This window comes from Nitrosospira briensis C-128 (genome assembly GCF_000619905.2).
Classification (GTDB): domain Bacteria; phylum Pseudomonadota; class Gammaproteobacteria; order Burkholderiales; family Nitrosomonadaceae; genus Nitrosospira; species Nitrosospira briensis.
The window spans coordinates 245,991-271,094 of the sequence record NZ_CP012371.1 but is presented as its reverse complement, the minus strand read 5'-3'; the positions used below and the strand labels follow the sequence as shown (position 1 = coordinate 271,094).

The window sequence follows — 25,104 nt, the reverse complement described above, 5'->3', positions numbered from 1 at the left end:
CAGACTCCATTCAACTTTTCTCGAGAGCATCTCATGTTCAAGAATATGACGATTAAATTACAACTGATTATTATCTCAAGTGTTGCATCGTTGCTGCTCATTGCAATCGGCAGCTATGGTCTCTATGGGATCGGTCAATCGAACAGCAGGTTGCAAAGCGTCTACCTCGATCGTACTGAGCCGCTGGCGGACATAGCGACGATACTGGATCGTATGCAGCGTTCACGCCTCAACGCAGTGATGGCCACCACTTACGAGAGTATCGAGGAAGCGAAAAAGCGTACTGCGATGACTGCGGAGCGGGATTCGGAAATACGCGAGAGCATGAAGAAATACCTGACGACGAAGATCACACCTGAAGAGAGGGTACTTATCGATCGTTTCGAGGCGCAATGGAAGCCTTATCAAGCGATACGAGATACGGTTCTCGGCCTGGCAGTCCAGGGAAATTTTGCAAGCGCAAAGGAAATGACGACGAAAGAGGCCACGCCAAAATTCGAGGCGGCGCACGATACCATCTTCCAGTTGATCGAATTGCAGGCAAAGGTTGCCGCCGAAGAATACGCACTTGCACAAAGTGACTCCACAACCCTTTCCTCCGTAACGATTACCGTAATCGTACTGGGTGTTTTATTCATTATCGCCCTGAGCACGCTACTGATCAGAAGCATCATGCGCTCGATAGGTTCCTCCGTTAAAACGATGGAGCAGGTTGCAGCCGGTAATCTGGACACCAAAATCGATCTCACAGGTAACGATGAATTGTCGGCCTTGACCCGATCGATGCAAAAGACGATTACAACACTGAAAGAATTCATTGGCGAGGAACATAAAATGCAGCAGCAGCATAACGCCGGAATGATCAGTTACCGTATTCCGGTTGACAAATTTTCAGGAAGTTATGCCGACGCGGCCAAAACCGCCAATGACCTGGTTGCAGAGCATATTGCAGTCAATACGCAAGTGGTGGACGTGGTTACGCGCTACGCCCTTGGCGATTTGTCCGTGGACATGGAGCGTCTGCCGGGAGATAAAGCCAGGATTACACAGGCCATAGACGGGGTCAAAGCCAGTTTGCAGGCGATCAGCGGAGACATCAAACTCCTGGTGGATGGGGCGGTTGCCGGCGACTTTACCCGGCGCGGCGATGCAACGAGGTATCAGTATGAATTCAAGCATATGATCGATGAACTGAACCAGTTGATGCAGGTCAACGAAACCGCCCTGGGCGACGTGGTTCGGGTGCTGGATGCATTATCGACAGGAGATCTGACGGAAAAGATCACCAACGACTATAGAGGCATGTTCGGGCGGTTGAAAGACGATACGAACAAGACGGTCATGCAACTTCATCAGATCATCGGGCAGATCAACGAAGCGACAGAATCGATCGCCACCGCATCGAAAGAAATCGCGCAAGGCAACACCGATCTGTCGCAGCGCACTGAAGAGCAGGCATCCAGCCTGCAGGAGACAGCGAGTTCCATGGAACAGCTGACCAGCACGGTGCAGCAAAATGCGGAGAACGCAAAGCAAGCCAACCAACTCGCAGCGTCGGCTTCCGAAGTTGCGGTCAAGGGTGGCTTGGTGGTGGATCAAGTGGTGGACACGATGGGTTCGATCAACGAGGCTTCGAAGAAGATCGTCGACATCATCAGTGTCATTGACGGCATTGCGTTCCAGACTAATATCCTGGCGTTGAACGCGGCCGTTGAGGCGGCCCGCGCCGGGGAACAGGGTCGGGGTTTTGCGGTGGTGGCGTCGGAAGTGAGAAATCTCGCACAAAGAAGCGCGGAAGCGGCCAAAGAGATCAAGACGTTGATCAGCAATTCGGTGGAGAAAGTCGATTCGGGCACCAAGCTGGTTGACCAGGCAGGCAAGACGATGGAAGAAATCGTCGGTTCGATCAAGCGTGTGACCGATATTATGTCGGAGATCACTGCGGCGAGCCAGGAACAGAGCGTCGGCATCAAGCAGGTCAACCAGGCGATTACCCAGATGGACGAAGTGACGCAGCAGAATGCGGCATTAGTCGAAGAAGCAGCGGCAGCGGCCGAATCGCTACAGGAGCAGACGCAATCCCTGAGCGGTGCAGTAGGCATTTTCCGGCTGGATCACGCGCAATCACCGGTTGCGGTAGAGCGGCGCGGGCCGAACCGTGCCGATAATGTCGAACGGTTGGCGAGTGCCAGAGCGCCTGTCAAAGTCCGTGAACGGCACGCGCTTCCCAAGGCGCCGGCTACGCGCAAGGCCAAGACCGGCACCGACGACGATTGGACCGAGTTTTAATCTCCTCGGGTTTAATTCCCCGCCTCTTGGGGCGAAGGTTGGCTGAAGCCAGCGAATTGTAAGAGCGCAGTTAATACCTCGCTGCTTGTGGCGGGGTGCCTCATCGGCTTTCCTGCACGGGGCGGGTGACGAACACACTGTTCGAATTTTTCCACTAAAGCCCCATGCGGTCGCCATTCGAAAGAAGTCTTGGACACCAGGCACAAACGATATGGCTAATTTGAACGCCGTAGAACGCAAGGTCCGCGAATACAGTTTCACCGATCGTGATTTCGAGCGCGTCAGAAAATTGATCCACGAGCGGGCCGGCATCTCGCTATCCGCAAGCAAGCAGGACATGGTTTACAGCCGGCTCGCCCGGCGCCTGCGCGAAAAGGGCCTGACGACGTTTGCCGATTACCTGCGGCAACTGGAAGCGGGTGATGCCCACGAGTGGCAGGCGTTTACCAATGCGCTTACCACCAACCTTACGTCGTTCTACCGCGAAGCGCACCATTTTCCAATACTCGCCAAACATCTGGCGCAGCGACGGCGCGTGTGCCGCGAGCCGTTCACGGTCTGGTGCTGTGCCGCGTCGACCGGCGAGGAACCCTATACCATCGCCATGACCGTTGTTGAAGCGCTGAATGACGACGCGCCATCGGCACGTATTCTTGCCACCGACGTGGATACCAACGTGCTGGCCACGGCGGACGCGGGCATCTACGACCTCGAGCGGATCGAATCGCTGACGCCGGAGCGCACACGGCGCTTTTTTCTGCGCGGTGATGGCAACCACGCCGGCAACGTCAAGGTGCGTCCCGCATTGCGCAAGCTGATCACGTTTCGGCAGTTGAATCTGCTCGATGCGCAATGGCCCGTGCGCGGTCCATTCGATGCGATCATGTGCCGCAATGTGATGATCTATTTTGACAAGGATACGCAACGCCGGATACTCGAGAAATTCGCGCCGCTATTGAGGAGTGATGGTTTGCTGTTTGTCGGCCACTCGGAAAGTCTCCTCAAGCATACCGACCTGTTCAAGCTGCGCGGCAAGACCGTATACGAGCTGGCAGCAAGAACACAGGTGCGGCATGGATGAAAGAAGCAACGCAGCGCTGGCTACCCATCTGTATTTCGACCGGAAATATGAGACTGAAGCAGCCAGGGTATTGCCTGGCGAATACTACGCAACGGACCAGAACATGCTGCTGGCAACGGTGCTGGGTTCGTGCGTGACTGCCTGCATACGCGACAGGCAAAATGGTATCGGGGGCATGAACCACTTTATGCTGCCGGATGGCCGCATAGACGAAAACGACCCGTCAAGCATGTCGGCCCGCTACGGGATCTACGCGATGGAAATACTGATCAATCACATCATCAAGATAGGCGCGCGGCGAGCCAATCTCGAAGCTAAAGTTTTCGGCGGGGGCAACGTAATGCCGGGGCTGATCGAGGCAAACGTGGGCGAACGCAACGCCGAGTTCGTACTCGGGTTTCTGGAAACGGAAAACATTCCCATCGTCGCACGCGATCTGGTGGATATCTATCCACGCAAGGTTCACTACTTCCCGAGCACCGGCAAAGTGTTAGTCAAGAAGCTGCGCGATCTCCCCGACAGTGCGATCATCGAGCGTGAAAAGAACTATAGTTTGCGCCTGCCAAAAGCAAGCATCGGCGGAGTTATCGAGCTGTTTAGTTGATTCAGGTCTAATTGACATGGCTGAGGCAAGCGGTATATCAACCTCCAATAGGCATCAACAAATACCATGAAACCAATCGAGGTTTTGATCATAGACGATTCGGCGCTGGTCCGGAAAATGCTGACCAGGATTATCGACAGTCAATCGGACATGCGCGTCGTGGGAACCGCCGGGGATCCCATCGCTGCGCGCGAGATGATTCGCAGCCTCGAACCCGACGTATTGACGCTCGATGTCGAGATGCCAAAAATGGATGGTCTCGATTTCCTGGAGCGGCTGATGCGGCTGCGGCCAATGCCGGTCATCATGGTGTCGACATTGACCCACCAGGGCTCGGATGCGGCATTGCGCGCGCTTGAGCTCGGCGCGGTCGACTTCGTCTCGAAGCCCCAGCTCGACATCGTGGCAGGGTTACAGGATTACGCACTTGAAATTACCGGTAAAATCCGCGCCGCATCCATCGCCCGCATTCAAAAGCGCCCGACGTGCGCAATCATGCCGAAGCAGAACACCGGGGCGCTGCTGCCGAAGCCGTCCAGCCGCATGGTGCTGACGGATAAGCTGATCATCATTGGCGCCTCGACAGGCGGTACCGAAGCGATCAAGGAGGTGCTGATGCAGATGCCGCCCGACTGCCCGGCGATTCTGATCACCCAACACATGCCCGAGGGGTTCACCAAATTGTTCGCAGCGCGGCTCGACAGCCTGTGCCGGATCCACGTCAAGGAGGCTGAGCACGGTGAGCGAGCGATCCTGGGGCACGCCTACATTGCTCCAGGTAATCGGCACCTTTCGGTGCGCAAGAGCGGTGCGAAGTATGTCGTCATGCTCTCCGACGAGCCTCCGGTGAACCACCACCGTCCTTCGGTCGAGGTGCTGTTTCGCTCTGCCGCGCAATATGTGGGCGTCAACGCCATCGGTATCATGCTGACCGGCATGGGCAAGGATGGCGCGACAGCAATGCTCGAGATGAAGCACGCGGGCGCGCGAAACATTGCGCAGGACGAAGCGACGTGTGTCGTATACGGTATGCCGAAGGAAGCAATTGCCGCCGGTGGCGTTCACGAAGAGCTGCCGTTAGGCGCCATCGCCGGCCGCGTGCTCACGTTGCTGGGCATCGGCGCGGCGGCGCGGCGGCGTAGTAACGCAGCTTCATAAACCTTGGTTGCCTCTTCAAAGTAAAGAAAATCAGTGGCAAAAACTTGTGAGGTTCGCAACCGATGCGCAACAACGCTGAATGCGACCGCGCAGAGCGGAGCCGTGCTTTTCGCAGAACGGTGCAGCCTTGCCCGCGCAAGCTGGGGTTTAGGGCGCAATGGAACGTAAAACCCGGTTAAGGCACTTTGGTATCCTGCAGAGGACGCAGACCCGGTAGCGGGATGGACGTTGAATAGTCTGGAGGCATCTGAGCTTAGCGTGCTTTAAAGCGCGAATCATGTCTTTACCTCCATTAGGCTAGGAAAATTCCGGCCATTGCGGCCGCTGCCATCAGCTTAACGTACTTTGCGTTTTCTGAGACGACCTCCACCAGCGCATCTTGACTAAGGCTTGAGTCGCTAAAATGGTGTGTTGGCGCCGTCGGCTGCTCTCTGGCAGATCATGGACAGGCGTAAGGATTGGGGTCTCCTCGTTTTCAGTGCAATAAGTGACGGCACGCAAAGCCAGCAACGACGCGGGGGTGACTCGGTAAGGTATTGATAATGCAGGCTTGCTGTTTATTCTGTAATGCGAATTTTAGGGCATAAATACGTGGTCTATCTCAGCTAACGACAGTAGTTTCCTTCTCGAAACTCATATTCAGCTTGAATATTTATAAAAATTATTTCGAGAAAAGACCTCTGTACAATTGAACTGAGGATTTTGATTCTTCAGATACATATTCCTCTTCTACCAACTTCCTGATGATCTCCACCAGACGTCTCGCCCCGGGACCGGCAAAGTCCGGATTGGCCAGAACCAAGTAGAGCGGTACCTCGCGCGTCCCACCTTCCCGCAACGGCAGTGGCCGGAGCATCCCTGTTCGCAATTCCTCGTGAATATGCTCCTCCGGCAGCCAGGCAAAGCCATATCCCATGCAGACTGCCTGAATCGACGTGGCGACCTGACCCACCGTCCAGCGCTGATCCACCTCGACGGTTACCGCACGTTGATCGCGCTTGGCACCCGAATCCCGTACTACCAGATGGCGATAGGCGCGCAGGTCCCGATAGGTCAATTCCCGGCCATGATGATGCAAGGGATGATCGGCATGAGCCACTGCGAGCAATCGTATCCGCATCAAGAGATCGCCAAGAAATCCGGGTGGCAGCTGCGGCAGAATCGCCAGATCCGCCTCCCCCTTGAGTAGCGCATCCGAAGTGCCGCCAATCACGGATTCGATCAGCTCGACCCGCGTACGGGGGCTTTCCTGGCCAAAACGCTCTAGACAAGCCAATAACAGGCGAGAGGGAAAGAGGATTTCAGCGGCGATGTGTATGACCGCTTCCCAGCCGGCCGACAGCGTGTGGGCCGCCCGCTCCAGATCATTTGCCTCATCCACCAGCGCCAGTGCACGCCGGTAGAGCATCTGTCCGGTCGGCGTGAGGATCGCCTTGCGCCCTTGAATCTCGAACGCCTTCACCCCAAGCAGGGATTCTATTTTTTGCACCGCATAGGTAACGGCGGATTGACTTTTGAACAGCGTTTCCGCCGCTTGGGCGTATCCGCCAGCGTCCACGACCGCGATCAATGATCGCCATTGCTCCAGGGTGATATGAGGCGCCATCGTAACCTATCTAATAAATAGATGATCTATACCAGATTATTGTACTTTTTTATCTGATCGATAAGAAGTTAAATATCATTACTTTCATTGATGGCAAGCGCAGCGCTGATACATTCAGATTATCAATGTAGAAATCATAGATTGTTCCGGTAATGTCATGTTTATAAATATTATATCTACCACTGATTGCTTCGGAACGCGCCGGGACTGGTGACGGGTACCGATCGGCATGACGTATCGGTGGTGGACCAGAAGTAACGGATGCGAAGGTTACATATTGAAGGGGATGCAACCTGCTCCCTATAACTGAACCAAGAGAGGGTGGAATTTCATGCTTAATCAATCCCGTTTTGATGATATAGGTAAGCTGATCGTGCGCATGATGGTCGGCGTCCTGATACTGCTTCATGGTGTACACAAGATTCTGAATCCTGGATCTCTCGACTCAATCCGCAACATGCTCGTATCCATCAGCTTGCCGTCATTGCTGGCCTATGGCGTTTATTTTGGCGAAGTAGTGGGCGCCATGATGATTATCCTTGGTGTCTATTCGCGGGTTGGAGGCTTGCTCATTGCCGGCAATATGCTATTTGCGCTTGCGTTGGCTCATCGCGCCGAACTGTTCACGCTAACAGCAATGGGTGGCTGGGCATTGGAGTTGCAGGGATTTTTCCTTTTTTCAGGGCTTGCAATCATATTTTTTGGCAGCGGCCGGTTCGCCTTGAAACCAGACTAACCGAGCGCTGACTGAGATACGCCCCATCAGGGACATCGGTCTCGAACAGGAATCGGCAAGCCAAGAAAACCGTCATCACCTGTTCGAAATGGAATAATATTAGGCCTCGGTTGAGGTATCCAATATGCTTATAGCGAGCGTGATTTGATAGGCGATTGTTCTGACTCTACCCCAAAAGGCGCATTCATGACAAAGCCGAATATCAAGCGAAGACAATGCCTACTTGGAGCGTGCGGTTTAGGTCTGGGGATGGCCCTTAATGTGGGAGCTGAAGCGCCATCATCTAAATCAATCGGCAAAGAACCTTATCCACGTAATGTCGATGAGGCACTGGCACGATTGAAAGCGGGCAACCAGCGGTTTATGGATGATAAACCACTACATGATCGCCAGGAGTCTTCCTGGCGCAGCCTCCTTGTCGAGACCCAGAAACCATTCGCCACCATTCTGGGTTGCGCCGATTCGCGGGTGCCGCCCGAACTCATCTTCGATGTTGGATTTGGCGAACTTTTCACAATTCGTGTCGCCGGCAATGTTATTGCGGAAGATGTGGTCGGCTCGTTGCAATATGCCGTGCGCCATCTGCACACTCCTTTAATTGTCGTGTTGGGTCATGAAAAATGTGGCGCCGTCTCTGCAACTGTGGAGGAAATGATTAACAAGCCCACTGAACCCGAGCACATCGGTGCGCTGATCCAGTTGATCAAGCCCGGCCTGACCAACCTCAATCTGAAAGCGGACAAGGAGACATTGATCAGTTCCGCGGTGGAAGCAAATGTCCGATGGTCCTTGCATCAACTCGTCACGCTACCCGCAGCGGCGCGGGCTATGCGAGAAGGACGCGTGACCCATGTGGGAGGTATTTATGAATTGAGCACGGGGCGCGTTCGTTTCATATAAGCTTATTGGCTTCAGGGCCTTCAAATCGTTTGAATGGCGCTATCCACCGGGCGACATCATTTCCGATACCCTGAAAAAAAGCGAATCCCTATCGCTGGTAGGCTTTGGTACGTTCGAGGTGCGCAGTCGTGTGGCGCGCACCGGTCGCAATCCCAAGACAGGTGAAGAACTGAAGATTGGGGCTTCCAAGGGGTGCCGGCGTTCAAGGCGGGTGCCACACTCAAAGCAGCGGTGAATGGCGGCAAGAAGTGAACTTCCGCGTGAGATTTTCCGTTCCATGAGCTGATCCGTTTAGACTGCGAGTTCTTTGTCTAATTTATGTATCTTCTTTGATCATCAGAGGGAAAAATGCACATAGAATTTGCACATGTGAACGAAAAATACATCAAGAACAGCGTAAAGAATGGCTACTACCGCAGCGAAGCGGAAGCTGTCAGGGATGCGGTGCGCAGGATGCGGGAGCAGGAAGAGGCAAACGCACGCGCCTGCTGGATGCCTTGCAACAGGGGGTAGATGTCATTGAAGCGGGCCGGGTAACTCCCTATACCTCAGACTTTCTTGAGCAATGCGAGGTCCGTGCCCGGCAAAACCTGGCTGCGGGTAAAAAACCGAATCCTGATGTCATGCCCTGAATTTCATCTGGTATTTGCTGCACTTGCCCAACGCGACACGGATGACATTCTGGCCCATACCATCGAACACTGGGGCGCGACGCAGCTTGAGAAATACAGTTTTGCCGGTTGAGAGAAGTCCATAGCCTGGTCTATGCACGCCGCGCAGGTAGCAAAAATGGCGGCGAAAATGGCCGCAAACTGACCGCCAGCACTCGCATAGGCTCGCAGAGCCGCCTAATGAATTATCCGGGTTAAAACTACCGAATATAATCGAACAGCGACAACCCCTGCACTTTCAAGAATGCTTTCTGCGTCGCCTCCAGATAGGTCTGCTGCTGGGTCAAATCGCTGATGACCTTGGCGTAATCGACCCCCCGCAGGTCGGATAGCTGTTGTTTGTACTGAATATCCAACTCCTCGCCGCTGTTGTTGAGCGTATCCACCTCTTTCATGCGCGTGCCTACCGATGCGTGGACTCGCAGCACATTGTCCAGCGCGTTAGAGAGGTTGCTTTGGGCGGTGCTCAAGCCGTTGGCGAGCGCGGTCTTGCTGGCGTCATCGGTCACGGGGGTTTCAAGCACATCGATCAGATCGGAGAGTGTCTTGAACATGCTCTGGTACCCTCCTCCGTCGGCCGGAATCCGCTCGAATACTTCTCGCCCCGATTCGTTCACGGCAAGCTGTCGGGATGAGCTGGCCTGGATCATGCGGAGGCCTTCGTCACCGTGATATTGTATGCCGCTGCCCGTGTCGGTGAATGGCTTGGTCGCGCCCTGGAAGCCTGAAAACAGGTATTGCCCGTTCCCGTCGGTGCGATTTGCAAGGCCCTGCAGTTCTTCAAGATTCCCGCGTAATTCCGTTGCGATGGCGCTGCGTCCGCTGTCGGTAAGCGTGCCGTTAACCGCATACACGGCCAATCCCTGCGCGTTCTGCAATAAACTCGTTACATCTCCGAGTGTGGCTTCCAGCATCCCGAAACTGGCGGCGGCGTTCTGCCGGTTTATTGCGTATTGCATATTGGCTGAATCGGCCTGGGATACTTCAAGCGCCCGGACATAGGCTGCGGGATTCTCGGAAGGCGTCAGTGCGCGCTGTCCGCTGCTTATCTGTTGCAGGGCTTTTACCTGCGCGGCCTGCTGCCGGTTGAGGGCGGCAATGCCGAGTTCATAGCTGGTATTACTGCTGATACGCATGAGGACTCCTTTTTGGTGATTCTATCTCTATCCGGCCTTATCGCAGGTTATCCATCAGTCCGATGGCGCATGCCTGCATCCGCTCGTTACCTTGTAATATCAAGCAGTGCGTCGAACATCTGGTTGGCCGTCTGTATCACCTTGCTGGCGGCGAGATACGCCTGCTGGTAGCGCATCAGATTGGCGGCTTCTTCATCCAGATTCACGCCCGATTCGGATTGCTGCAAAGCTTGCGCCTGGCTCAGGAGTGCCGACTGGGCGCTACTGGTGACGTCCAGTTCACGGGTCTTGTTACCTATCAGGCTGACCACCTGACTATAGGCGCCCTGATAATTCGCCGTACCACCCGCCAAAGTGCGGCTACTCTGCAATGCACCCAGCAGCAACCCATTGCGATTGTCCGTCGTTCCGTTGTCATTGGGCCCAATGCTGAACGTATCTCCCGGCTTGGGTATTCCCGTGAGGGTCACGGTCCATCCGTTGAAACTGATCGGGCTGCCGGAAGTGAACGTCATGCCGCTCGGGTTACCGGTTCCGTTCCCGCTCACGTCGAAGGTCGTGGCGCTAGTGAAGGTAAAGGTGACCGGTTCTTTCAGATTGGGGTTGGGGGGTGGCGGGGCATCGACACTGCCGGCGCTGATGCGCCCGGTGCCGGTGTTGGCAAGCGGCGCGTCGGTCCGGATCGGCGCGGCCACGGCGATCAGATCGGTATCCTGGATGGCTACCTCAATTTGCCCCGCGCCATTTATCGTGGGCCGGATCAGAAATTCGTCGCCTGCGGCAGCGGTGCCGGAAGCAATATTCAAACGTACGCCATCCACAGTCTGCGGGAGTGTTGCAAAGGTTTGCGCGACGCCGTCGTTAAGCCGCGTGAGGGTGTAATTGGCGCCATCGTACCGCAGCCGATAATCGCTGGTGGTAAGGGCGCTGTAGCCCGTGATATCAGCGGCAACGACCGCGCTGCCGGTATTCTTTGCCGACGCCGCGACCAACGGGCTCGGTATCGTAAAGAATTCGCCGCCCAGGTTGCCGTGCAAATCCTGCCCCAGCCGGTGCTGGTCGTTGAATGTGCCCGCCAGACCGATAGCAACACGCCCCAGACCGTTGCGGGCGGCATTGAGTTCGCCATTGCGAAATTGCAGCAGCCCGCCCAGCTTGCCGCCATCCAGGCTCGATTCCTTGATTGGTAAAGTATTACCACCGGTAACATAACCTATTTCGAGGCGTTGCGGATCCGCCGGAGAAGCTGTCGTAGCGAGCTGGAAGGCGGTTGAACCCACGACCAGGGACTGGCCCGTGCCGATGAAGATGCTGTAACTGCCATCGCTCTGTTCAACGACCTTGGCGCGAACTTCATTGTTGAGTTGCATGACCAGTTCGTCGCGCTGGTCTCGCAAGTCATTTGCCGGTTGGCCGCCTGCGCTGCCTTCGGCCAGGCTGATGGTTGCATTCAGCTCGCCAATTTTCGCACCCAGCGTATTGATGAGCGAGACGCTATTCTCGATCTGTGCGTTCACCCCGTCCTGGATCTTGTCCAGGCTGTCGTTCAACGACTGGAAACGCCGTACCAGCACCTCGGCGTTGGACAGCATGGATTGCCGGGAGGCTACGTCGGATGGATTGGTGGCAACGTCTTGCACGCCACCGAAAAAATCTTGCAGCGCCGGTGCCAGGCCCAGCCGGCCGGTTGGGTCCGCCAGTAGCGCATCTATCTGGCTCATCTGCGCAAAATAGGTGTCGAGCTGGGCCGATTCCGTTTTTGCCTGTGCAACCTGGCTGACCAGCAACTGGTTATACACGCGCTTTACCGTATCGACCTGCACGCCCCGGCCGATGAATCCGCTACCGGTGGCTTGCGCGCCGCTGGCCGACTGTACGATTTGCTGGCGAGTGTAGCCGGGCGTGGCCGCATTGCTGACGTTGTGGCCGGAAACAAGCAATCCTTGTTGAGCCGCGTTGAGCGCACTGAGACCGATACCAAAAATGCCGTTAGCCATATTGTCTCCAAATCTTCCTATCGGTATGCATGCGATATTAACGGTTCAGGATAAAAAATATTTAATCCGGCCCGGCAGTATGCAGGGCAGCGAGGGGAAATATCGGCGGTGGCGCTTACAGTGGTGCTTCGCCGGACCACTGGGTGGTCCTGATGATCTGGCTCAGTTTGTCCGCATAACCCGGGTCGGTCGCATATCCCGCCTGTTGCAGGCCTTGCGCGAAACTTTCCGCATCAAGGCCTTGCACCGCCTGTGCCAGCACTTGCGCATAGCGCGGGTTGCTGCGCAGCAGGTTTGCATAGTCGCCGAAGGCATCCGCATAAGAACTGTAAGCGCGGAATTTTTCCACGCTCTTGCGAGCCACCCCGTTGACGTATTCCGTCGTTACGGATTCCACTACAGGGCCTTTCCAATTGGCGCCGGCCTTTACGCCGAACAGGTTATAGCTGGGTGCGCCATCCGGCCCGCGAAGCTCGCGTTTGCCCCATCCGCTTTCCAGCGCAGCCTGTCCCAGCATGAATAGCGCGGGTATGCCAGTCGCCTGGCTGGCCTGCTGCGCGTACGGCATAAGCCTGGCCTGAAACTCCATTACATGTGAATGCGCTCCGGGGTGAGGCACTACCGGAGTGAGCGATTCCGCTCGAGGATTTGCCGACGGTGCCAATAGACCCGATGGACTCGATAATCGCGGTTCGGCTGCGGAGGCAGGTGGCTGCGCACGCTGCGGGGTAAGCAGATGAGGTTGCAATCGCGCCAAGGGCGGAAAGCTCCCGACAGACTGCTGACCAGTGACAGCGGAAGCCAAGGCAGGTGTTTCCTGTTCCGGTTCCGGCGGCAATCCGCCACGCAATTGCCGTATCATGACATCGGCCAAACCCACGCCACGGGAAGCCATGCTCTGCGAAAGCTGCTGGTCGAGCATCGACGTGTATAGGCGGCTCTGCTCGCTGTCCATCAAATCATCCTGGGGCGTGGCATCGCGCATGGCCTTCAGCATCATGTTCATGAACAGGGCTTCAAACTGCCGGGCTGCGGCTTCAAGACCGGCCTGACCGTCTTTTTTCGACGCAATGCGTAACCCGTTGACCGCCTGTACATCCAGGGCGAATTTGGTGGACAGATCAGCCGAAGCAACCATCAGATGACCTCCAGTTCCGCCCTTAGCGCGCCAGCCGACTTCATCGCCTGAAGAATCGACAGCAGGTCTTGCGGCGTCGCGCCGATAGCATTCAATGCCTTCACCACTTCGGCCAGCGATGCACCTTCAACCATTGTCAGCATCCCCGACTCCTGCTTGATCTCGATCGTCGAGCGCTGCGCCTGTACGGTCTGCCCGCTGGAAAACGGTCCGGGCTGGCTGATCACCGGTTCGGTGCTGATGACTACCGATAAATTCCCGTGGGCAATGGCGCAGGCGTCAACCGTGGCCGACTGGTTCATGACCACCGAGCCGGTACGGCTGTTGACGATAACCCTCGCCTGAGCCGGCGTGGTGCTGATATTCATGCTTTCCACTTCCGCGATAAATGCCACGCGCTGATCGCTGGCTTCTGGTGCGCGCACCTGGATTGCGCGGCCATCCAGCGCGGAAGCGGTACCCTCGCCGAAGCGGGCGTTGATCGCTTCCACTATTCGCCGGGTATTGGAAAAATCGGAGGTGTTGAGGTCGAGCCGTATGCCATTGCCCTGGGTCAGCACCACGGGTACCGCCCGTTCGACCGTTGCACCCCCAGCGATACGTCCGGCATTCAAATGGTTTACCTGTACCTTGCTGCCGCTGGCGGCGGCACCGATTCCACCCACCAGCAAGTTACCCTGAGCCATTCCATAGACTTCGCCGTCAGCACCCTTGAGCGGCGTCATCAGCAATGTACCGCCGCGCAGGCTTCTGGCATTGCCCATGCTGGAAACCGTCACGTCGATAATCTGGCCGGGCTGAGCAAACGACGGCAGCACGGCCGTTACCATTACGGCAGCCACGTTTCTCAAGCGCATGTTGGTGCCGGGCGGGACATTGATGCCCATCTGCATCAGCATGCTGTTGAGCGTCTGTATGGTAAAAGGCGTCTGGATAGTCTGATCGCCGGTGCCATCCAGTCCCACAACCAGTCCGTAGCCGACAAGCTGGTTTGTGCGCATGCCCTGGACCGAGGCAAGATCCTTGATGCGCTCGGCGTGTGCCGGGCCCGCCATGGCGCAGCATCCGATCCACAGAATAGACAGTAAGTGAACGACAGACTTGAAGAATGGAGGGATCATGGAATCGCTGGGACCACGGTAATCATTCAATTTTTGGCGCAATAATTCATGCGTTTATTAAAACGGTGAGACGGTCAGGAAAAAGCGCGAGAGCCAGCCCATGGTCTGTGCCTCATCGATGTAGCCGTTGGCCTTGTACTCGATTTTTGCGTCAGCCACCTGCACGGACGAAACCATGTTATTGATGACGGTCTCGGGACGGACTACGCCGGAGAAACGGATGTACTCGGTGCCCTGCGTCATGGACAGTTGTTTTTCGCCACTTACCACGAGGTTGCGGTTCGGCAGCACTTCAAGCACGGTAACGGTAATCGTGCCGGTAAAATTGTTGGCGGAAGCCGCTTCGCCTTTACCCGCGAAATCATTGGCGGTAGAGGCGCCCATATCCACTTTTTTAGTGATGGGAACGCCAAATACAATAGGCGGGATACCCACATTTACCTCGCCGTTCTTATTGACACTACTATTGGATTTCTTGCTTGCGTTGGTTTTTTCGTTGAGGACGATCACTATCGTATCGCCCACCTGGCGCGCGCGGCGATCTTCAAATAACGGCCGATGCTGAATGCCCGCCTGATAAATCGCGCCATTAGCGGGCGGTATCCCTGCCTGCGCCGCGCGGGAAGACAGCGGCTGCTGCACGATCGATGCGGGGGCCGGAAGGGTTATGCACCCTGACAGCCCGAACAGAATGGCAACCATAAACACGAGGGATGCCGCCAACCGTTCGCTTCGCGCGGCGAAAATATTTGCAGTCATCGGACTGCCCGCATGCTCACGGCATATTGCCGCTCGCCAGTCATCGTTTCTATAATTTGCCACATTACATTTGCGACAGGCGCTGCAGCATCTGATCCGAAGTCTGGATCGCCTTGCTGTTAATTTCGTAAGCACGCTGGGTCTGTATCATATTGACCAGTTCCTCCACTACGTTGACGTTGGAAGTTTCCACGTAGCCCTGGTTCAGCAATCCGGTGCCATCCGCACCAGGCGTGTTGAGGTTGGGGGTGCCGCTGGAACCGGTTTCGATAAAGAGATTCTCACCGACGGCCTGCAAACCCACCGGATTGATGAAAGTAACAAGCTGTAACGAACCTACCTGGGCCGGGAGAGGAGAATTCTGCTGGGTTATGGTGACAACGCCATCGCGGCCAATGGTAACGCTCTGAGCATTGGGAGGAATAGTGATGGCGGGCTGAATCTGATATCCGCTCGACGTGACGAGCTGTCCCTCGGCGTCAATCTGAAATGAGCCATCACGCGTATAGGCTGTCGAACCATCCGGCCGCAATACCTGGAAGAATCCCTGGCCGTTAATCGCCACGTCCTTCCAGTTGCCGGTCTGCTGCAGGTTGCCCTGGGTATACACGCGCTCGGTGGCGACCGGCCTTACGCCGGTACCGATCTGCAGGCCGGACGGCAATTGCGTCTGCTGCGATGATTGCGCGCCAGGCTGGCGCAACGTCTGGTATATCAGGTCCTCGAACACGGCGCGCGAGCGCTTGAACCCATTAGTGCTGACATTTGCCAGATTGTTGGCGATGACATCCATCTGGGTCTGTTGTGCATCCAGACCGGTCTTTGAAATCCAGAGTGAGCGAATCAAGTGTTTCTCCTGAAGGTTGAGCGGTAAGGGCCTGTGCAGCCGTTGGCTGCGGTGGCGATATTTGCGACATCGTATAACAGCGCCGAGATGGCCAGCGCGTGGAAAAGAGGGTCAATTCCGTGTTTCTTCCCGGTTTCATCTTGATTCGATACGACGAAATTGTTCTGTGGATAACGCAAATTGATCGATGTTGGATTAGGCGTAATGCGCTATGCGCAAGTAGGTCGGGCTCCGCCCAACAATCAAAAACGATGTCGGGCGGAGCCCGACCTACATGTGGATGACGCAAGGATTACAGCGGAGTCTGGTGTTCGGATATCAGCCGTTTACAGACAAGAGGACACTGGCGCGCTGGGCATTACCCTCGGCATTCTTCAGCATCTTCATGTGCATTTCAAACTGGCGGGAAAGCGAGATCATGTCGACCAAAGCCTCGACCACATTGACATTGCTGCCCTCCAGCGCGCCGCTGCTGAGCGTGACCTCGACGTCGGCCTCGGCCTCGCCGCCGGCCGCCAGCCGGAATAGTCCATCCAGGCCGCGCGTGAGTTGGGCCTCGGGAGGATTGACCAGCTTGATGCGGCCAATTGTCGAGGAGATACTCGGTTCGTTCGCGCCGGCTCCTGCCGGCACTGTAGAGACTGTCCCGTCCCTACCGATGGTGACGACAGTATTTGGTGGAATGGAAATCGGCCCGCCGTCGCCCCGTATATTCAGGCCGTTGCGAGTCTGCAAGATCCCGTTGGAGCTGATATGCAGGCTGCCATTGCGTGTGTACGCTTCGCTCCCATCTTCCAGTTGCACGGCGATCCATCCCGATCCCTGTACTGCTACGTCGAGTTCACGTCCGGTATGCTGCTCGGTACCGGGGCGGAAATCCGCGCCAGCGCTGGAATCCACCACGAATGCCCGTGTTGCCAGCGTATTACCGAGGATCGGCACGGCCCGTAATACACTGGTCTCGGCACGGTAGCCAGTCGTGTTTGCGTTCGCGAGATTGTGCGACATGGCGGCTTGCTGCCCCAGCGTATGTTTTGCGCCGGTCATGGAAACATAGATCATTCGATCCATGGTTACTCCTGTGATAGTGGATATTTTAAATCGGGGTTGAGAGATTCATGCAACAGGTTGAACGGTCTCTGGAACATGCCTCGATTGCGGATATCGCCGCGCATCACGTTCTTACAACGGTTAAATACGAAATCGAGGTCTAGCAGCCTGTCGGGGTTTAAAGGAAATCGGCTGCAAAAGCGTCTGGCCATATTTCGCTGCTTTTTCGACCAATAGAATAACTATTGGCCTTCAAAATCCGCAAAATCTACCCTCACCCAGTCAGCTTTTCGCTGCGATTCTTCAAGCCCGACAGGCTGCTAGCAGTTGCGGTTTCTTATGTTTTCATGCTTTCCATCACTTCAGGTTCACTATCGTCTGTAATAGCTGATCTTGTGTCTTGATGGTCTGGGCATTGGCCTGGTAGATGCGCTGTGCAGTAATCATATTGACGAGCTCCGAGGTAAGCTCCACGTTCGAATCCTCAACTGCGCCGGATTGCAATACACCTAACCCTCCGGTGTTGGGCACGCCCACCAATGCGGCGCCAGAGGCGGCGCTTTCTTTCCAGGTATTATTACCGTGCGGTTCCAAACCCTGGGGATTGGCGAAATTGGCCAACGCCACTTGGCCCAGGGTTAAGAATTTTCCGCTCGAATAGCTGCCACGGATTATGCCGTCAGCGCCGACGGCAAACCCGGTGAGTCGACCTGAGGTATAACCGTCCTGCTCCAGCGCGTTGATACTGAAGCTGGATCCAAACTGGGTGGTGCCGGTGAAATCAAGATTAAAGGCCAGAGGATTGGCGCCGGTGCCGACCGGAGCCGCTACACTGAATATGTTGGAACTTAGCGGGTCGAGCGCGCCGTTGGACAAGAAATTCAACGCGCCTACCGATGCGCCACCATTGAGCAGAGTGCCATCATTGGCCGCAAAAACATCCCAACTATTGGTGCCTGTCTTGAGGAAATAGGCCGACAGTGTGCTCGGGTTGCCCAGGCTGTCGTGAATCGGTAAAAAGGTTGAACCATGGTACGTTGTCGGATCAGCCAGGTTGAAGGCAGCGGAACTGAGTGCCGGTTCGCGTGAATCCAGGTTAACGAGGGCGCTCACCAGCGTGGTTGCCGCGGGTGGCAGGTCGGCCGTCGAGATCTGTAGATCGGTGGGCGCGGCGGTACTGACCACACCGGCTGCGTTCGCCGTATATCCGGTGAGTCGCTGGCCGCTGCTGTTAACGATGAACCCATCCTTATCCGGATGGAATTGACCGTTGCGCGAATAGCTGACGGTGCCCTGATCGCTTAGGCGAAAAAAGCCGCCGCCGTTGATTGCAACATCGAGCGGATTACTGGATGCAGTAATGCTGCCCTGATTGAACTGTTGCGCGATTGCGGCAACCTTGACGCCGATGCCGGACTGAACGCTACTGCCGCCCGAAAGTGAATTGGCAAACACATCCGCAAACTGGGCCTGAGACTGCTTGAACCCCACCGTATTGGCATTGGCCACGTTGTTGCCGATCACGTCGAGATTTTTCGACGCTGCGTTCAAACCACTCAAGCCTTGCTGAAAACTCATGATAACTCCTTGGATAGCGCCTCATCCATGAGGCGGAATACTCGATAATGCCCGGTTTAAAAAATCTGTTTGATGTCGGTCAACCCTACCATTCCAAGTGTTCCGACATTCAGCCGCACACCTTCATTTCCCTGGGAAACGCTCTGAACAGAGCCGAAGGCCAACGGTTGCGCATCGACCTTCTGGTCACCACGCGACGCTGCGATACTGAAGCTGTACGTACCATCGGCAGCCTGGACACCCTCGGTGGTCTTGCCGTCCCACGCCAGTGCCAGGGGACCCGCCGGTAGCGCATCCAGATCCATAACCCGGATTGCGCGGCCTGAGGCATCGTGTATCGTTACTTTCACCTGATCCGCCGCTTGCGCCAGTTCCACGCCGAATATTCCGCCGCCGCCCGACAACCTTAGATCGGACCCGGGCACGAGCACGTCTTTACCGATCATGGTGGCAGCCTGTAGAGATTGCCCCGCGTTAATATTGCTCGCCATGGCCTGGATAGTGGCGTTAAGCTTTTCGATACCGTTGACCGTACTGATTTGCGCGAGCTGCGAAGTCACTTGAGCGTTATCAAGTGGATTGAGAGGATCCTGATTCTTCATCTGCGTAACCAGCAGTTTGAGAAACCGGTCCTGGGGATCCTCAGCAGCGGGTTTGGCCGTATTTTTTGCGCCATACGTTGCAAAAAGATTGGAGGCTGATTGCGTATCCTGGATTGTGCTCATGGTTTTTCCTTGTTGTTGCGATGTTTATTGTCCGATGCTTAGAGTCTTCAGCAGCAGGGTCTTCGCGGTATTCATCATATCCACGTTGTTCTGATACGAACGTGAGGCCGAGATCATATCGACCATTTCTTCCACCACATTCACATTCGGCATGGTTACGAAGCCTTCCTCGTTCGCCATCGGATGGGTGGGTTCGTATATCAGCTTCATTGGTGATTGATCCTCGACTACTCCCGACACTTTTACCCCACTGGATGCATTGTTGGGATCGGTGCCGGCTGCTGACGGGATACTCATGAACAGCACCTGTTTGGCCCTGTATGGCTGGCCATTGGAACTCACCGCGCTATCGGCGTTGGCGAGGTTGCTCGCCACCACGTTCAGGCGTTGATTCTGGGCTGTCATCGCCGAACCGGCGACGGTAAAAATATTGAACAGGGACATGATGCAAGCTCTCCTTAACCTTGAATAGCAGACCGCATGATTTTGATCTGGTCGCTGATGAATGTGAGGTTGGCTTCGTAGTGGATAGCGTTGTCGGCAAACTGACTGCGCTCGATATCCATATCTACCGTATTGCCATCCACGCTTCCCTGTATGGCGGCGCGATACATCAACGGCGCGCCGGCTGCGGCTGCCCCGCCGCCACTGCCTGGCGACGCAATATGATTCGGAACATTTGTTGCCAGTTTGACGACCTTGTTGCCGCCGGTATTCTCCAGCGCGTCCTTGAAACTGATATCGCGCGCCTTGAAGTTCGGCGTATCCACGTTGGCGATGTTGGACGCGATCAATTGCTGGCGATGGGCCCGCAGATTGGCTGCATCCTCGTAAAAGCGAAATGTCGCATCAAGTTTGTTTATCATGAATTCTCCTCAAGTACATGCTTCCGATACCGGTATTGATTGGAAATTGCGCTGCTGCCATAGTATTTCACTCCTGATCGGTCCAAAAGAAAGATCAGCAGGGTTAAAACCCTTTATCTTCGGGTTTAAGCGATCTTTCGCTTCCTGAGTCCTTTCCAGTAATGGGTCTTCCCCTGTGATGCGAGGCTGCCTCGCCAACTATTCCGCAGCCACAGGACCACAGGTCCAGTCTGCTTGCCGAAAGGAAGAAATGGGAGGAGGCAATCAATGCCGTTTTCCTGCAGCATCAAAAGGTCCGGATCAGGTTGATTGCGGCAAACATGATGCGTTGTCATGCATGCGGGCAATTCATCAAATAACGGCCCAAACCCGCCTCAGTTCGACATGCTGCCAAGGCGGCCCGCAGACTAGAATTGCGGCCAACCCCGGTTCACCCTGATCTAGGACATTTTTTTCGAGGAATCCGCCATGCCCATCGTGTCTCGCCATGTACTTTCCTGCGGCCTGAGCTTTGTCGCCCTTCTCTCCCTGTCCGCTGCGGCATCGGCATCGGCATCGGCGAACGCGAGGCAGGATCCGCGTCTTGTCCAGGATATCGTCTTGAACTTCCTGCATACCCAGTCGGCCGGTCTGCCCGGTCAGCCTGAAATCACGCTGGGTGCAATCGATCCCCGGATCAACCTGCCCGCCTGCGCCGCACTTGAGCCGTCCTTGCCGCCCGGCAGCCGGCCGTGGGGCAATACAACTGTGATAGTACGTTGCACCGTGCCGTATCAATGGACGATTTACATACGCGCCACGGTAAAAGTCATTGCGGATTATGTTGTCAGCGCCAAGCCTCTGACGCAGGGACATATGCTCACCGCGGCGGATCTGGCCACCCGCAGCGGCGATCTGGCGCAGCTTCCGCCGGGCGTTGTCACTGACCCGAATCTGGCTTTGGGTAGAACGCTCTCCGGCAGCATTTCTTTCGGAAGCCCGTTACGCCAGGACATGCTGCGCGCACGAGCGGCAGTGATGCAGAATCAAAATGTGAAACTGGTCTCCAGCGGACGTGGATTCAGCGTAACGGCGGATGGTAGAGCGCTCAATAACGCCGCTGAGGGACAACTGGTGCAGGTTCGTATTGCGTCGGGCTCGGTGGTGAGCGGGACCGCCCGAGCCGGAGCAATAGTGGAAGTAAGTTATTAATGGGTCGTAGCAGCAGAGCGCAACCCATCGGATGCATTTGCCCTATATGGCAAACCATCGCTGGGCCGATAATGCAATTTATCACGGCTAGAAAATTGCTTTCATGAAACGAACGTGATGGGTTACGCGCTGCTCCACCCATCGTGTGAACTATTGATGGATCGTAGAACTGCAATGAGGATTTGGTCAAATGTGTGATGGTTTTTGCCACTGATATAAAAGGCTTTTCAGGTTGAACCTGTTGTGCCACAGATTCTGGCGAAAAAGCTCAAGTTTCTTCCGAGACCTCCGTTACACTGCTTACAATCAATTGTAGGAGCAGATCCGTGCAGATAGAAAATAACATCAAAACCAACGCTACCAAGCCCATCGGCGAGGCGAGCGCTGGCAAACCCGGGCAAATGGCAGTGGGCAGCGTGCCTTCAAAAAGCCAGAATGCTTCAGTGGGCGGAAAAGATAGCGTTCAACTGAGCATACAATTGCAAAGCATCGAAAAAAAATTGGGGAATGTCGAAGTTTTCGACGCCGTCAGGGTGGAGGAGATCAAACGGGCAATCAGCGAGGGCCACTTCACCGTAAACCCCGGCAAGGTCGCCGATGGTTTGCTCGACACGGTGCGCGACCTGATCCATAGGGGGAAGGGTTAACTTGACTAACAGTATTTTCGATCCCGTTGCCTGCATCAGCCGCGAGCGCGACGCGACGCGGGATTTCATCGATATTTTGCGCCGGGAGCAAGCTGCATTACAGCAGCCGGGCACATCCCTGCTGCTGTCAATCGCCAACGAAAAAGCGCACCAGGCCCAACAATTGGCTCAACTGTCGGATGCGCGCAACTACTGGTTGAGAAAGCTCGGCTATACTCAAGACCATATCGGCATGGAACGCGGTTTACGCGATTGCCCCGCTGCTGTCGATGCGTGGGAGGAACTGCTTCAATTGGCGGAAACAGCCAGTCAGCTCAACAAGATCAACGGCATCCTTGTCGGTCAGCGCCTGCGCTACATTCAGCAGGCGATATCGGTATTGCAGACCTCGACCCATGGCGGGCAAAACGCGAGACTGTATTGTTCGGATGGCCAACCCCAGTCGTTTTTCGGTGGTCGCCAGCTTGGCGAGGGCTGAGTCGATCAGTAAGCTTTCCGATACGGCGCAGTGTGCCAGGCCAACGTACCCAATCAGGTATCGATCAAGGTAGCAGGTACGGTATCGGATAGGCCAGGTATCGCATCAGGTGAAGCCCCGGTTGAAGTGTCGGATGAACCCTCAGATGAATTCCCGGATAAAATCCCGGCTGAGATATCGGGAAGGCTGGACAGGATCATGATTGTGACTCGCCGGTTTCGCATACGGCCCTCCTCCGTATCGTTCGGTCCGACAGGGCGATTTTCGCCATATCCCGCTGCCGTAAGCCGCGTGGCATCCACGCCATTGCCGATCATCAACCTCACCACGCTGCTGGCACGCACGGCCGACAGTTCCCAGTTGGAGGGAAATTTTTCGGTGATGATCGGTATATTGTCGGTATGGCCTTCAACCTGAATCGCATGTCTGTCGTTCTTCAACACCTGCGCCACTGCCTCGATCACTCTGCTCGACTCCTGCCGCAATAGCGCCTGGCCGGGTGAGAATAATACGCTGGCATTGATCTCCACGCCCAGGCCCAGGTTGCTGTGAATTACCCTTACCCGTCCATCGTCCACCAGCGAACCGAATGCAGCCATGATTTCGCGGGCGATGATATCCATCTGGTCCTTCTGCTGGCGTTGCACTTCCACAAGTCGACGTGCTTTTTTTACCGTGAGCTCATCATCCGCCGTTGGGAGGTTCGAAGCGATAATCGGAGCCGTTTTCCGCGTGCGCTTCGGCAATATGATGTCAGGTGTAAGGGCTATCTTATCGCGCCCTTCCGGTTGCGCACCGAACGCACTGACAAATGATCCCGCCAACACTTGGTCATACTGGCCGTTATTCAAGCGGGAAGCTGCATACATCACGACAAACAGTGCAAGCAGCAGGGTAATGAAGTCGGCGTAGGATACGAGCCACCGCTCATGATTTTCATGCTCTTCCGGTCTGTGTCTGCGCGGCATTTTAGTTCAAATAGGGGTTATGGATGAGCAGCTTTTTGTTATATGAAAATATGCATTACCCTGCATATCAGCCTTCTTCGACGGCAATATTCATTCATATTTTTGGTCACGCCATATACCCGTTGAGGCGTCCGGTAATCAGTCTCGGGTTCTCGCCTTTGGCAATGCCGACCAACCCGTCCACCAGCATTTCTCGCATCAGTACCTGACGGCCAATGAGCGTTTTCAGTTTATTGGCGATGGGCAGGAAAGCCAGATTTGCGAGCCCCACGCCATAGATGGTCGCCACGAACGCCACGGCTATTCCGTTACCCAAATGTGCCGGATCCGACAAGTTCTCCATGACCTGTATAAGACCTATCACCGCGCCCAGAATACCGATGGTCGGCGCGTAGCCGCCCGCCGCTTCCCATACTCTTGCACCCTGCCGATGAAAATCTTCGAATGTATCGATCTCTACTTCCAGCACGCGCTTCAATACCAGCGGATCCGTGCCGTCCAGCACCAGTTGCAATCCTTTTTTTACGAAAGGATCATCAATACCTTCCACGTGCGTGTCGAGCGACAGTAAGCCCTCCTTGCGGACAGTGGTGCTCCATATGGCGATATGCTCCACCAATGTACCCGCGTCAAGTAGCGGCGGAACAAATACCCAGCGGCTCATCTTCATGCCGAGTACGAACTGGCGCACCGGGCTTTGCAACAGTACCGCTCCCAATGTACCCCCCAGCACGATAAGAAGCGGGGTAAACTGGATAAGGGAGCCGAGATGGCCGCCTTCCAGCGCCTGCCCGCCAAAGATGGCGATCAAAGCAATGGCAATACCGATTATGCTGTTGAAGTCCATGCGCATTCCTTGAGTTTGGCGCGTAACCGCGCAACGGCCTGGCTATGTATCTGACATACCCTGGATTCGGATACCCCGAGAACTGCGCCGATCTCCTTGAAATTCAGCTCCTGCTCATAGTAGAGCCCCATCAATGTTTTTTCCCGATCGGGCAAGCCGCCTATGGCGCCGATCAGTGCTTGCCTCAGGTCGCCGTTCAACAGGCTCGCCAGTGGATCGCTGCTAGCGTCGACGCAGTTGCGTTCCAGGAAATCGTCATTTTCGCTATCGGAGAAATCTTCATAATGGATCAGCTGCGCACCCCGCGCATCGAGCAGCATCTCGTGGTAACCTTCGATTGGCACGTCGAGTTCCTGGGCTATTTCCAGTTCCGCGGGTGCACGGCCCAGGCGTTGCTGCAGCGCATTGATTGCCGTTTCGATTTGACGCATATTCCTGCGCGCCCCCCGCGGCAGCCAATCCATCTGGCGTAATTCGTCCAGCATGGCGCCGCGTATGCGCTGCTGCGCATATGTCGCAAACTGGGCTCCCGGTATTTCCTGGTAGCGATTCAGCGCATCCATCAAACCGATCATGCCGACCTGGATCAGGTCATCCGCTTCCACGCTGCCCGGCAGCCTGGACATCATGTGATGCGCGATGCGTTTGACGAGTGGGGCAAACTCGGCGAGATGCTGTTGTTTATCGATTACGCCGGCTGAGGTATACATC

The 25,104-nt window shown here is 55.6% G+C and carries 26 protein-coding genes and 1 pseudogene; 12 read left to right on the top strand and 15 right to left on the bottom strand.

Annotated features, from left to right (window positions below; genetic code table 11):
- Positions 1-33: 33 nt before the first annotated feature.
- From F822_RS01255 to F822_RS01240, 4 genes are all read left to right on the top strand, one after another.
- Positions 34-2,289, top strand: coding sequence for a methyl-accepting chemotaxis protein (locus F822_RS01255; protein WP_025039729.1), 2,256 nt, complete (start codon positions 34-36; stop codon positions 2,287-2,289).
- A 211-nt stretch (positions 2,290-2,500) separates the two neighbouring features.
- Entirely contained in the window at positions 2,501-3,370 is an 870-nt protein-coding gene (locus tag F822_RS01250; protein ID WP_025039730.1) for a CheR family methyltransferase, read from the top strand.
- On the top strand, positions 3,363-3,974 hold the full coding sequence (cheD, locus tag F822_RS01245) for a chemoreceptor glutamine deamidase CheD (RefSeq protein WP_025039731.1): 612 nt from the start codon (positions 3,363-3,365) through the stop codon (positions 3,972-3,974). The genes F822_RS01250 and cheD overlap by 8 nt, the downstream gene beginning before the upstream one ends.
- A 66-nt stretch (positions 3,975-4,040) precedes the next feature.
- Entirely contained in the window at positions 4,041-5,132 is a 1,092-nt protein-coding gene (locus F822_RS01240) for a protein-glutamate methylesterase/protein-glutamine glutaminase (protein WP_025039732.1), read from the top strand.
- A 661-nt stretch (positions 5,133-5,793) separates the two neighbouring features.
- On the opposite strand, the gene F822_RS01235 is transcribed toward F822_RS01240, so the two are convergent.
- Positions 5,794-6,738, bottom strand: coding sequence for a LysR family transcriptional regulator (locus F822_RS01235; protein WP_025039733.1), 945 nt, complete (start codon positions 6,736-6,738; stop codon positions 5,794-5,796).
- Positions 6,739-7,069: 331 nt separating this feature from the next.
- On the opposite strand from F822_RS01235, the gene F822_RS01230 reads away from it, so the two are divergent.
- The 5 genes and pseudogenes from F822_RS01230 (at position 7,070) to F822_RS15065 (ending at position 9,118) form a co-directional block, all read left to right on the top strand.
- Positions 7,070-7,474, top strand: coding sequence for a DoxX family protein (locus tag F822_RS01230; protein ID WP_025039734.1), 405 nt, complete (start codon positions 7,070-7,072; stop codon positions 7,472-7,474).
- Positions 7,475-7,660: 186 nt separating this feature from the next.
- Complete coding sequence (locus F822_RS01225) at positions 7,661-8,374, top strand: carbonic anhydrase (RefSeq protein ID WP_036574395.1); 714 nt, start codon at positions 7,661-7,663, stop codon at positions 8,372-8,374.
- Between the two features lie 58 nt (positions 8,375-8,432).
- Positions 8,433-8,626: pseudogene (locus F822_RS14695) on the top strand (HU family DNA-binding protein); the annotation flags it as partial.
- Positions 8,627-8,722: 96 nt separating this feature from the next.
- The gene (locus tag F822_RS15070; protein WP_156304314.1) at positions 8,723-8,887 is read left to right on the top strand and encodes a ribbon-helix-helix domain-containing protein; all 165 of its coding nucleotides are present in this window, start codon (positions 8,723-8,725) and stop codon (positions 8,885-8,887) included.
- A gap of 45 nt (positions 8,888-8,932) precedes the next feature.
- Positions 8,933-9,118, top strand: coding sequence for a hypothetical protein (locus tag F822_RS15065; RefSeq protein WP_156304313.1), 186 nt, complete (start codon positions 8,933-8,935; stop codon positions 9,116-9,118).
- Between the two features lie 127 nt (positions 9,119-9,245).
- On the opposite strand, the gene flgL is transcribed toward F822_RS15065, so the two are convergent.
- The 11 genes from flgL to flgB all read right to left on the bottom strand — a co-directional run bounded on the left by flgL (position 9,246) and on the right by flgB (position 20,262).
- The gene (gene flgL / locus F822_RS01220; RefSeq protein ID WP_025039736.1) at positions 9,246-10,181 is read right to left on the bottom strand and encodes a flagellar hook-associated protein FlgL; all 936 of its coding nucleotides are present in this window, start codon (positions 10,179-10,181) and stop codon (positions 9,246-9,248) included.
- Positions 10,182-10,267: 86 nt separating this feature from the next.
- Positions 10,268-12,178 carry a flagellar hook-associated protein FlgK gene (gene flgK, locus F822_RS01215; RefSeq protein WP_025039737.1) on the bottom strand — a complete coding sequence of 637 codons (1,911 nt, stop codon included), beginning with the start codon at positions 12,176-12,178 and terminating at the stop codon, positions 10,268-10,270.
- Positions 12,179-12,293: 115 nt separating this feature from the next.
- Positions 12,294-13,316: a flagellar assembly peptidoglycan hydrolase FlgJ gene (flgJ, locus tag F822_RS01210; RefSeq protein ID WP_025039738.1), complete on the bottom strand. Its 1,023-nt coding sequence runs from the start codon at positions 13,314-13,316 to the stop codon at positions 12,294-12,296.
- Complete coding sequence (locus F822_RS01205; protein ID WP_025039739.1) at positions 13,316-14,371, bottom strand: flagellar basal body P-ring protein FlgI; 1,056 nt, start codon at positions 14,369-14,371, stop codon at positions 13,316-13,318. The genes flgJ and F822_RS01205 overlap by 1 nt, the downstream gene beginning before the upstream one ends.
- A gap of 123 nt (positions 14,372-14,494) precedes the next feature.
- Positions 14,495-15,259 (bottom strand): flagellar basal body L-ring protein FlgH, encoded by a 765-nt coding sequence (locus F822_RS01200; RefSeq protein WP_331458268.1) that lies wholly within the window; start codon positions 15,257-15,259, stop codon positions 14,495-14,497.
- 1 nt (position 15,260) lies between these two features.
- Positions 15,261-16,043, bottom strand: coding sequence for a flagellar basal-body rod protein FlgG (flgG, locus tag F822_RS01195; RefSeq protein ID WP_025039741.1), 783 nt, complete (start codon positions 16,041-16,043; stop codon positions 15,261-15,263).
- A 318-nt stretch (positions 16,044-16,361) separates the two neighbouring features.
- Complete coding sequence (locus F822_RS01190) at positions 16,362-17,114, bottom strand: flagellar basal body rod protein FlgF (protein WP_025039742.1); 753 nt, start codon at positions 17,112-17,114, stop codon at positions 16,362-16,364.
- 336 nt (positions 17,115-17,450) lie between these two features.
- Positions 17,451-18,671 (bottom strand): flagellar hook protein FlgE, encoded by a 1,221-nt coding sequence (gene flgE / locus F822_RS01185; RefSeq protein WP_025039743.1) that lies wholly within the window; start codon positions 18,669-18,671, stop codon positions 17,451-17,453.
- A 56-nt stretch (positions 18,672-18,727) separates the two neighbouring features.
- Positions 18,728-19,396 (bottom strand): flagellar hook assembly protein FlgD, encoded by a 669-nt coding sequence (flgD, locus tag F822_RS01180; protein WP_025039744.1) that lies wholly within the window; start codon positions 19,394-19,396, stop codon positions 18,728-18,730.
- Between the two features lie 24 nt (positions 19,397-19,420).
- Positions 19,421-19,840, bottom strand: a complete 420-nt coding sequence (gene flgC / locus F822_RS01175) for a flagellar basal body rod protein FlgC (RefSeq protein WP_025039745.1) — start codon at positions 19,838-19,840, stop codon at positions 19,421-19,423.
- Positions 19,841-19,854: 14 nt separating this feature from the next.
- Positions 19,855-20,262, bottom strand: a complete 408-nt coding sequence (flgB, locus tag F822_RS01170; RefSeq protein ID WP_025039746.1) for a flagellar basal body rod protein FlgB — start codon at positions 20,260-20,262, stop codon at positions 19,855-19,857.
- A gap of 468 nt (positions 20,263-20,730) precedes the next feature.
- Between flgB and flgA the strand changes: the two genes are divergently transcribed.
- The 3 genes from flgA to F822_RS01155 all read left to right on the top strand — a co-directional run bounded on the left by flgA (position 20,731) and on the right by F822_RS01155 (position 22,578).
- Complete coding sequence (gene flgA, locus F822_RS01165) at positions 20,731-21,453, top strand: flagellar basal body P-ring formation chaperone FlgA (RefSeq protein WP_051536549.1); 723 nt, start codon at positions 20,731-20,733, stop codon at positions 21,451-21,453.
- A gap of 326 nt (positions 21,454-21,779) precedes the next feature.
- Positions 21,780-22,100, top strand: coding sequence for a flagellar biosynthesis anti-sigma factor FlgM (flgM, locus tag F822_RS01160; RefSeq protein WP_025039748.1), 321 nt, complete (start codon positions 21,780-21,782; stop codon positions 22,098-22,100).
- 1 nt (position 22,101) lies between these two features.
- Entirely contained in the window at positions 22,102-22,578 is a 477-nt protein-coding gene (locus F822_RS01155; protein WP_025039749.1) for a flagella synthesis protein FlgN, read from the top strand.
- Between the two features lie 53 nt (positions 22,579-22,631).
- Here the strand turns inward: F822_RS01155 and motD are convergent, their stop codons facing one another.
- The 3 genes from motD to F822_RS01140 form a co-directional block, all read right to left on the bottom strand.
- Positions 22,632-23,546 carry a flagellar motor protein MotD gene (gene motD, locus F822_RS01150; protein WP_025039750.1) on the bottom strand — a complete coding sequence of 305 codons (915 nt, stop codon included), beginning with the start codon at positions 23,544-23,546 and terminating at the stop codon, positions 22,632-22,634.
- 106 nt (positions 23,547-23,652) lie between these two features.
- The gene (locus tag F822_RS01145) at positions 23,653-24,393 is read right to left on the bottom strand and encodes a flagellar motor protein (protein WP_025039751.1); all 741 of its coding nucleotides are present in this window, start codon (positions 24,391-24,393) and stop codon (positions 23,653-23,655) included.
- Positions 24,375-25,103, bottom strand: coding sequence for an RNA polymerase sigma factor FliA (locus F822_RS01140; RefSeq protein WP_025039752.1), 729 nt, complete (start codon positions 25,101-25,103; stop codon positions 24,375-24,377). Before F822_RS01140 ends, F822_RS01145 begins: the two co-directional genes overlap by 19 nt.
- Position 25,104: the final 1 nt, after the last annotated feature.

Bases quoted from the DNA above. Each gene is read 5' to 3' on its own strand.
- F822_RS01255 (WP_025039729.1), top strand. From the start codon at position 34: ATGTTCAAGAATATGACGATTAAATTACAACTGATTATTATCTCAAGT.
- F822_RS01250 (WP_025039730.1), top strand. From the start codon at position 2,501: ATGGCTAATTTGAACGCCGTAGAACGCAAGGTCCGCGAATACAGTTTC.
- cheD (WP_025039731.1), top strand. From the start codon at position 3,363: ATGGATGAAAGAAGCAACGCAGCGCTGGCTACCCATCTGTATTTCGAC.
- F822_RS01240 (WP_025039732.1), top strand. From the start codon at position 4,041: ATGAAACCAATCGAGGTTTTGATCATAGACGATTCGGCGCTGGTCCGG.
- F822_RS01235 (WP_025039733.1), bottom strand. From the start codon at position 6,738: ATGGCGCCTCATATCACCCTGGAGCAATGGCGATCATTGATCGCGGTC.
- F822_RS01230 (WP_025039734.1), top strand. From the start codon at position 7,070: ATGCTTAATCAATCCCGTTTTGATGATATAGGTAAGCTGATCGTGCGC.
- F822_RS01225 (WP_036574395.1), top strand. From the start codon at position 7,661: ATGACAAAGCCGAATATCAAGCGAAGACAATGCCTACTTGGAGCGTGC.
- F822_RS15070 (WP_156304314.1), top strand. From the start codon at position 8,723: ATGCACATAGAATTTGCACATGTGAACGAAAAATACATCAAGAACAGC.
- flgL (WP_025039736.1), bottom strand. From the start codon at position 10,181: ATGCGTATCAGCAGTAATACCAGCTATGAACTCGGCATTGCCGCCCTC.
- flgK (WP_025039737.1), bottom strand. From the start codon at position 12,178: ATGGCTAACGGCATTTTTGGTATCGGTCTCAGTGCGCTCAACGCGGCT.
- flgJ (WP_025039738.1), bottom strand. From the start codon at position 13,316: ATGGTTGCTTCGGCTGATCTGTCCACCAAATTCGCCCTGGATGTACAG.
- F822_RS01205 (WP_025039739.1), bottom strand. From the start codon at position 14,371: ATGGCGGGCCCGGCACACGCCGAGCGCATCAAGGATCTTGCCTCGGTC.
- F822_RS01190 (WP_025039742.1), bottom strand. From the start codon at position 17,114: ATGGATCGAATGATCTATGTTTCCATGACCGGCGCAAAACATACGCTG.
- flgE (WP_025039743.1), bottom strand. From the start codon at position 18,671: ATGAGTTTTCAGCAAGGCTTGAGTGGTTTGAACGCAGCGTCGAAAAAT.
- flgD (WP_025039744.1), bottom strand. From the start codon at position 19,396: ATGAGCACAATCCAGGATACGCAATCAGCCTCCAATCTTTTTGCAACG.
- flgC (WP_025039745.1), bottom strand. From the start codon at position 19,840: ATGTCCCTGTTCAATATTTTTACCGTCGCCGGTTCGGCGATGACAGCC.
- flgB (WP_025039746.1), bottom strand. From the start codon at position 20,262: ATGATAAACAAACTTGATGCGACATTTCGCTTTTACGAGGATGCAGCC.
- flgA (WP_051536549.1), top strand. From the start codon at position 20,731: ATGCCCATCGTGTCTCGCCATGTACTTTCCTGCGGCCTGAGCTTTGTC.
- motD (WP_025039750.1), bottom strand. From the start codon at position 23,546: ATGCCGCGCAGACACAGACCGGAAGAGCATGAAAATCATGAGCGGTGG.
- F822_RS01145 (WP_025039751.1), bottom strand. From the start codon at position 24,393: ATGGACTTCAACAGCATAATCGGTATTGCCATTGCTTTGATCGCCATC.
- F822_RS01140 (WP_025039752.1), bottom strand. From the start codon at position 25,103: ATGTATACCTCAGCCGGCGTAATCGATAAACAACAGCATCTCGCCGAG.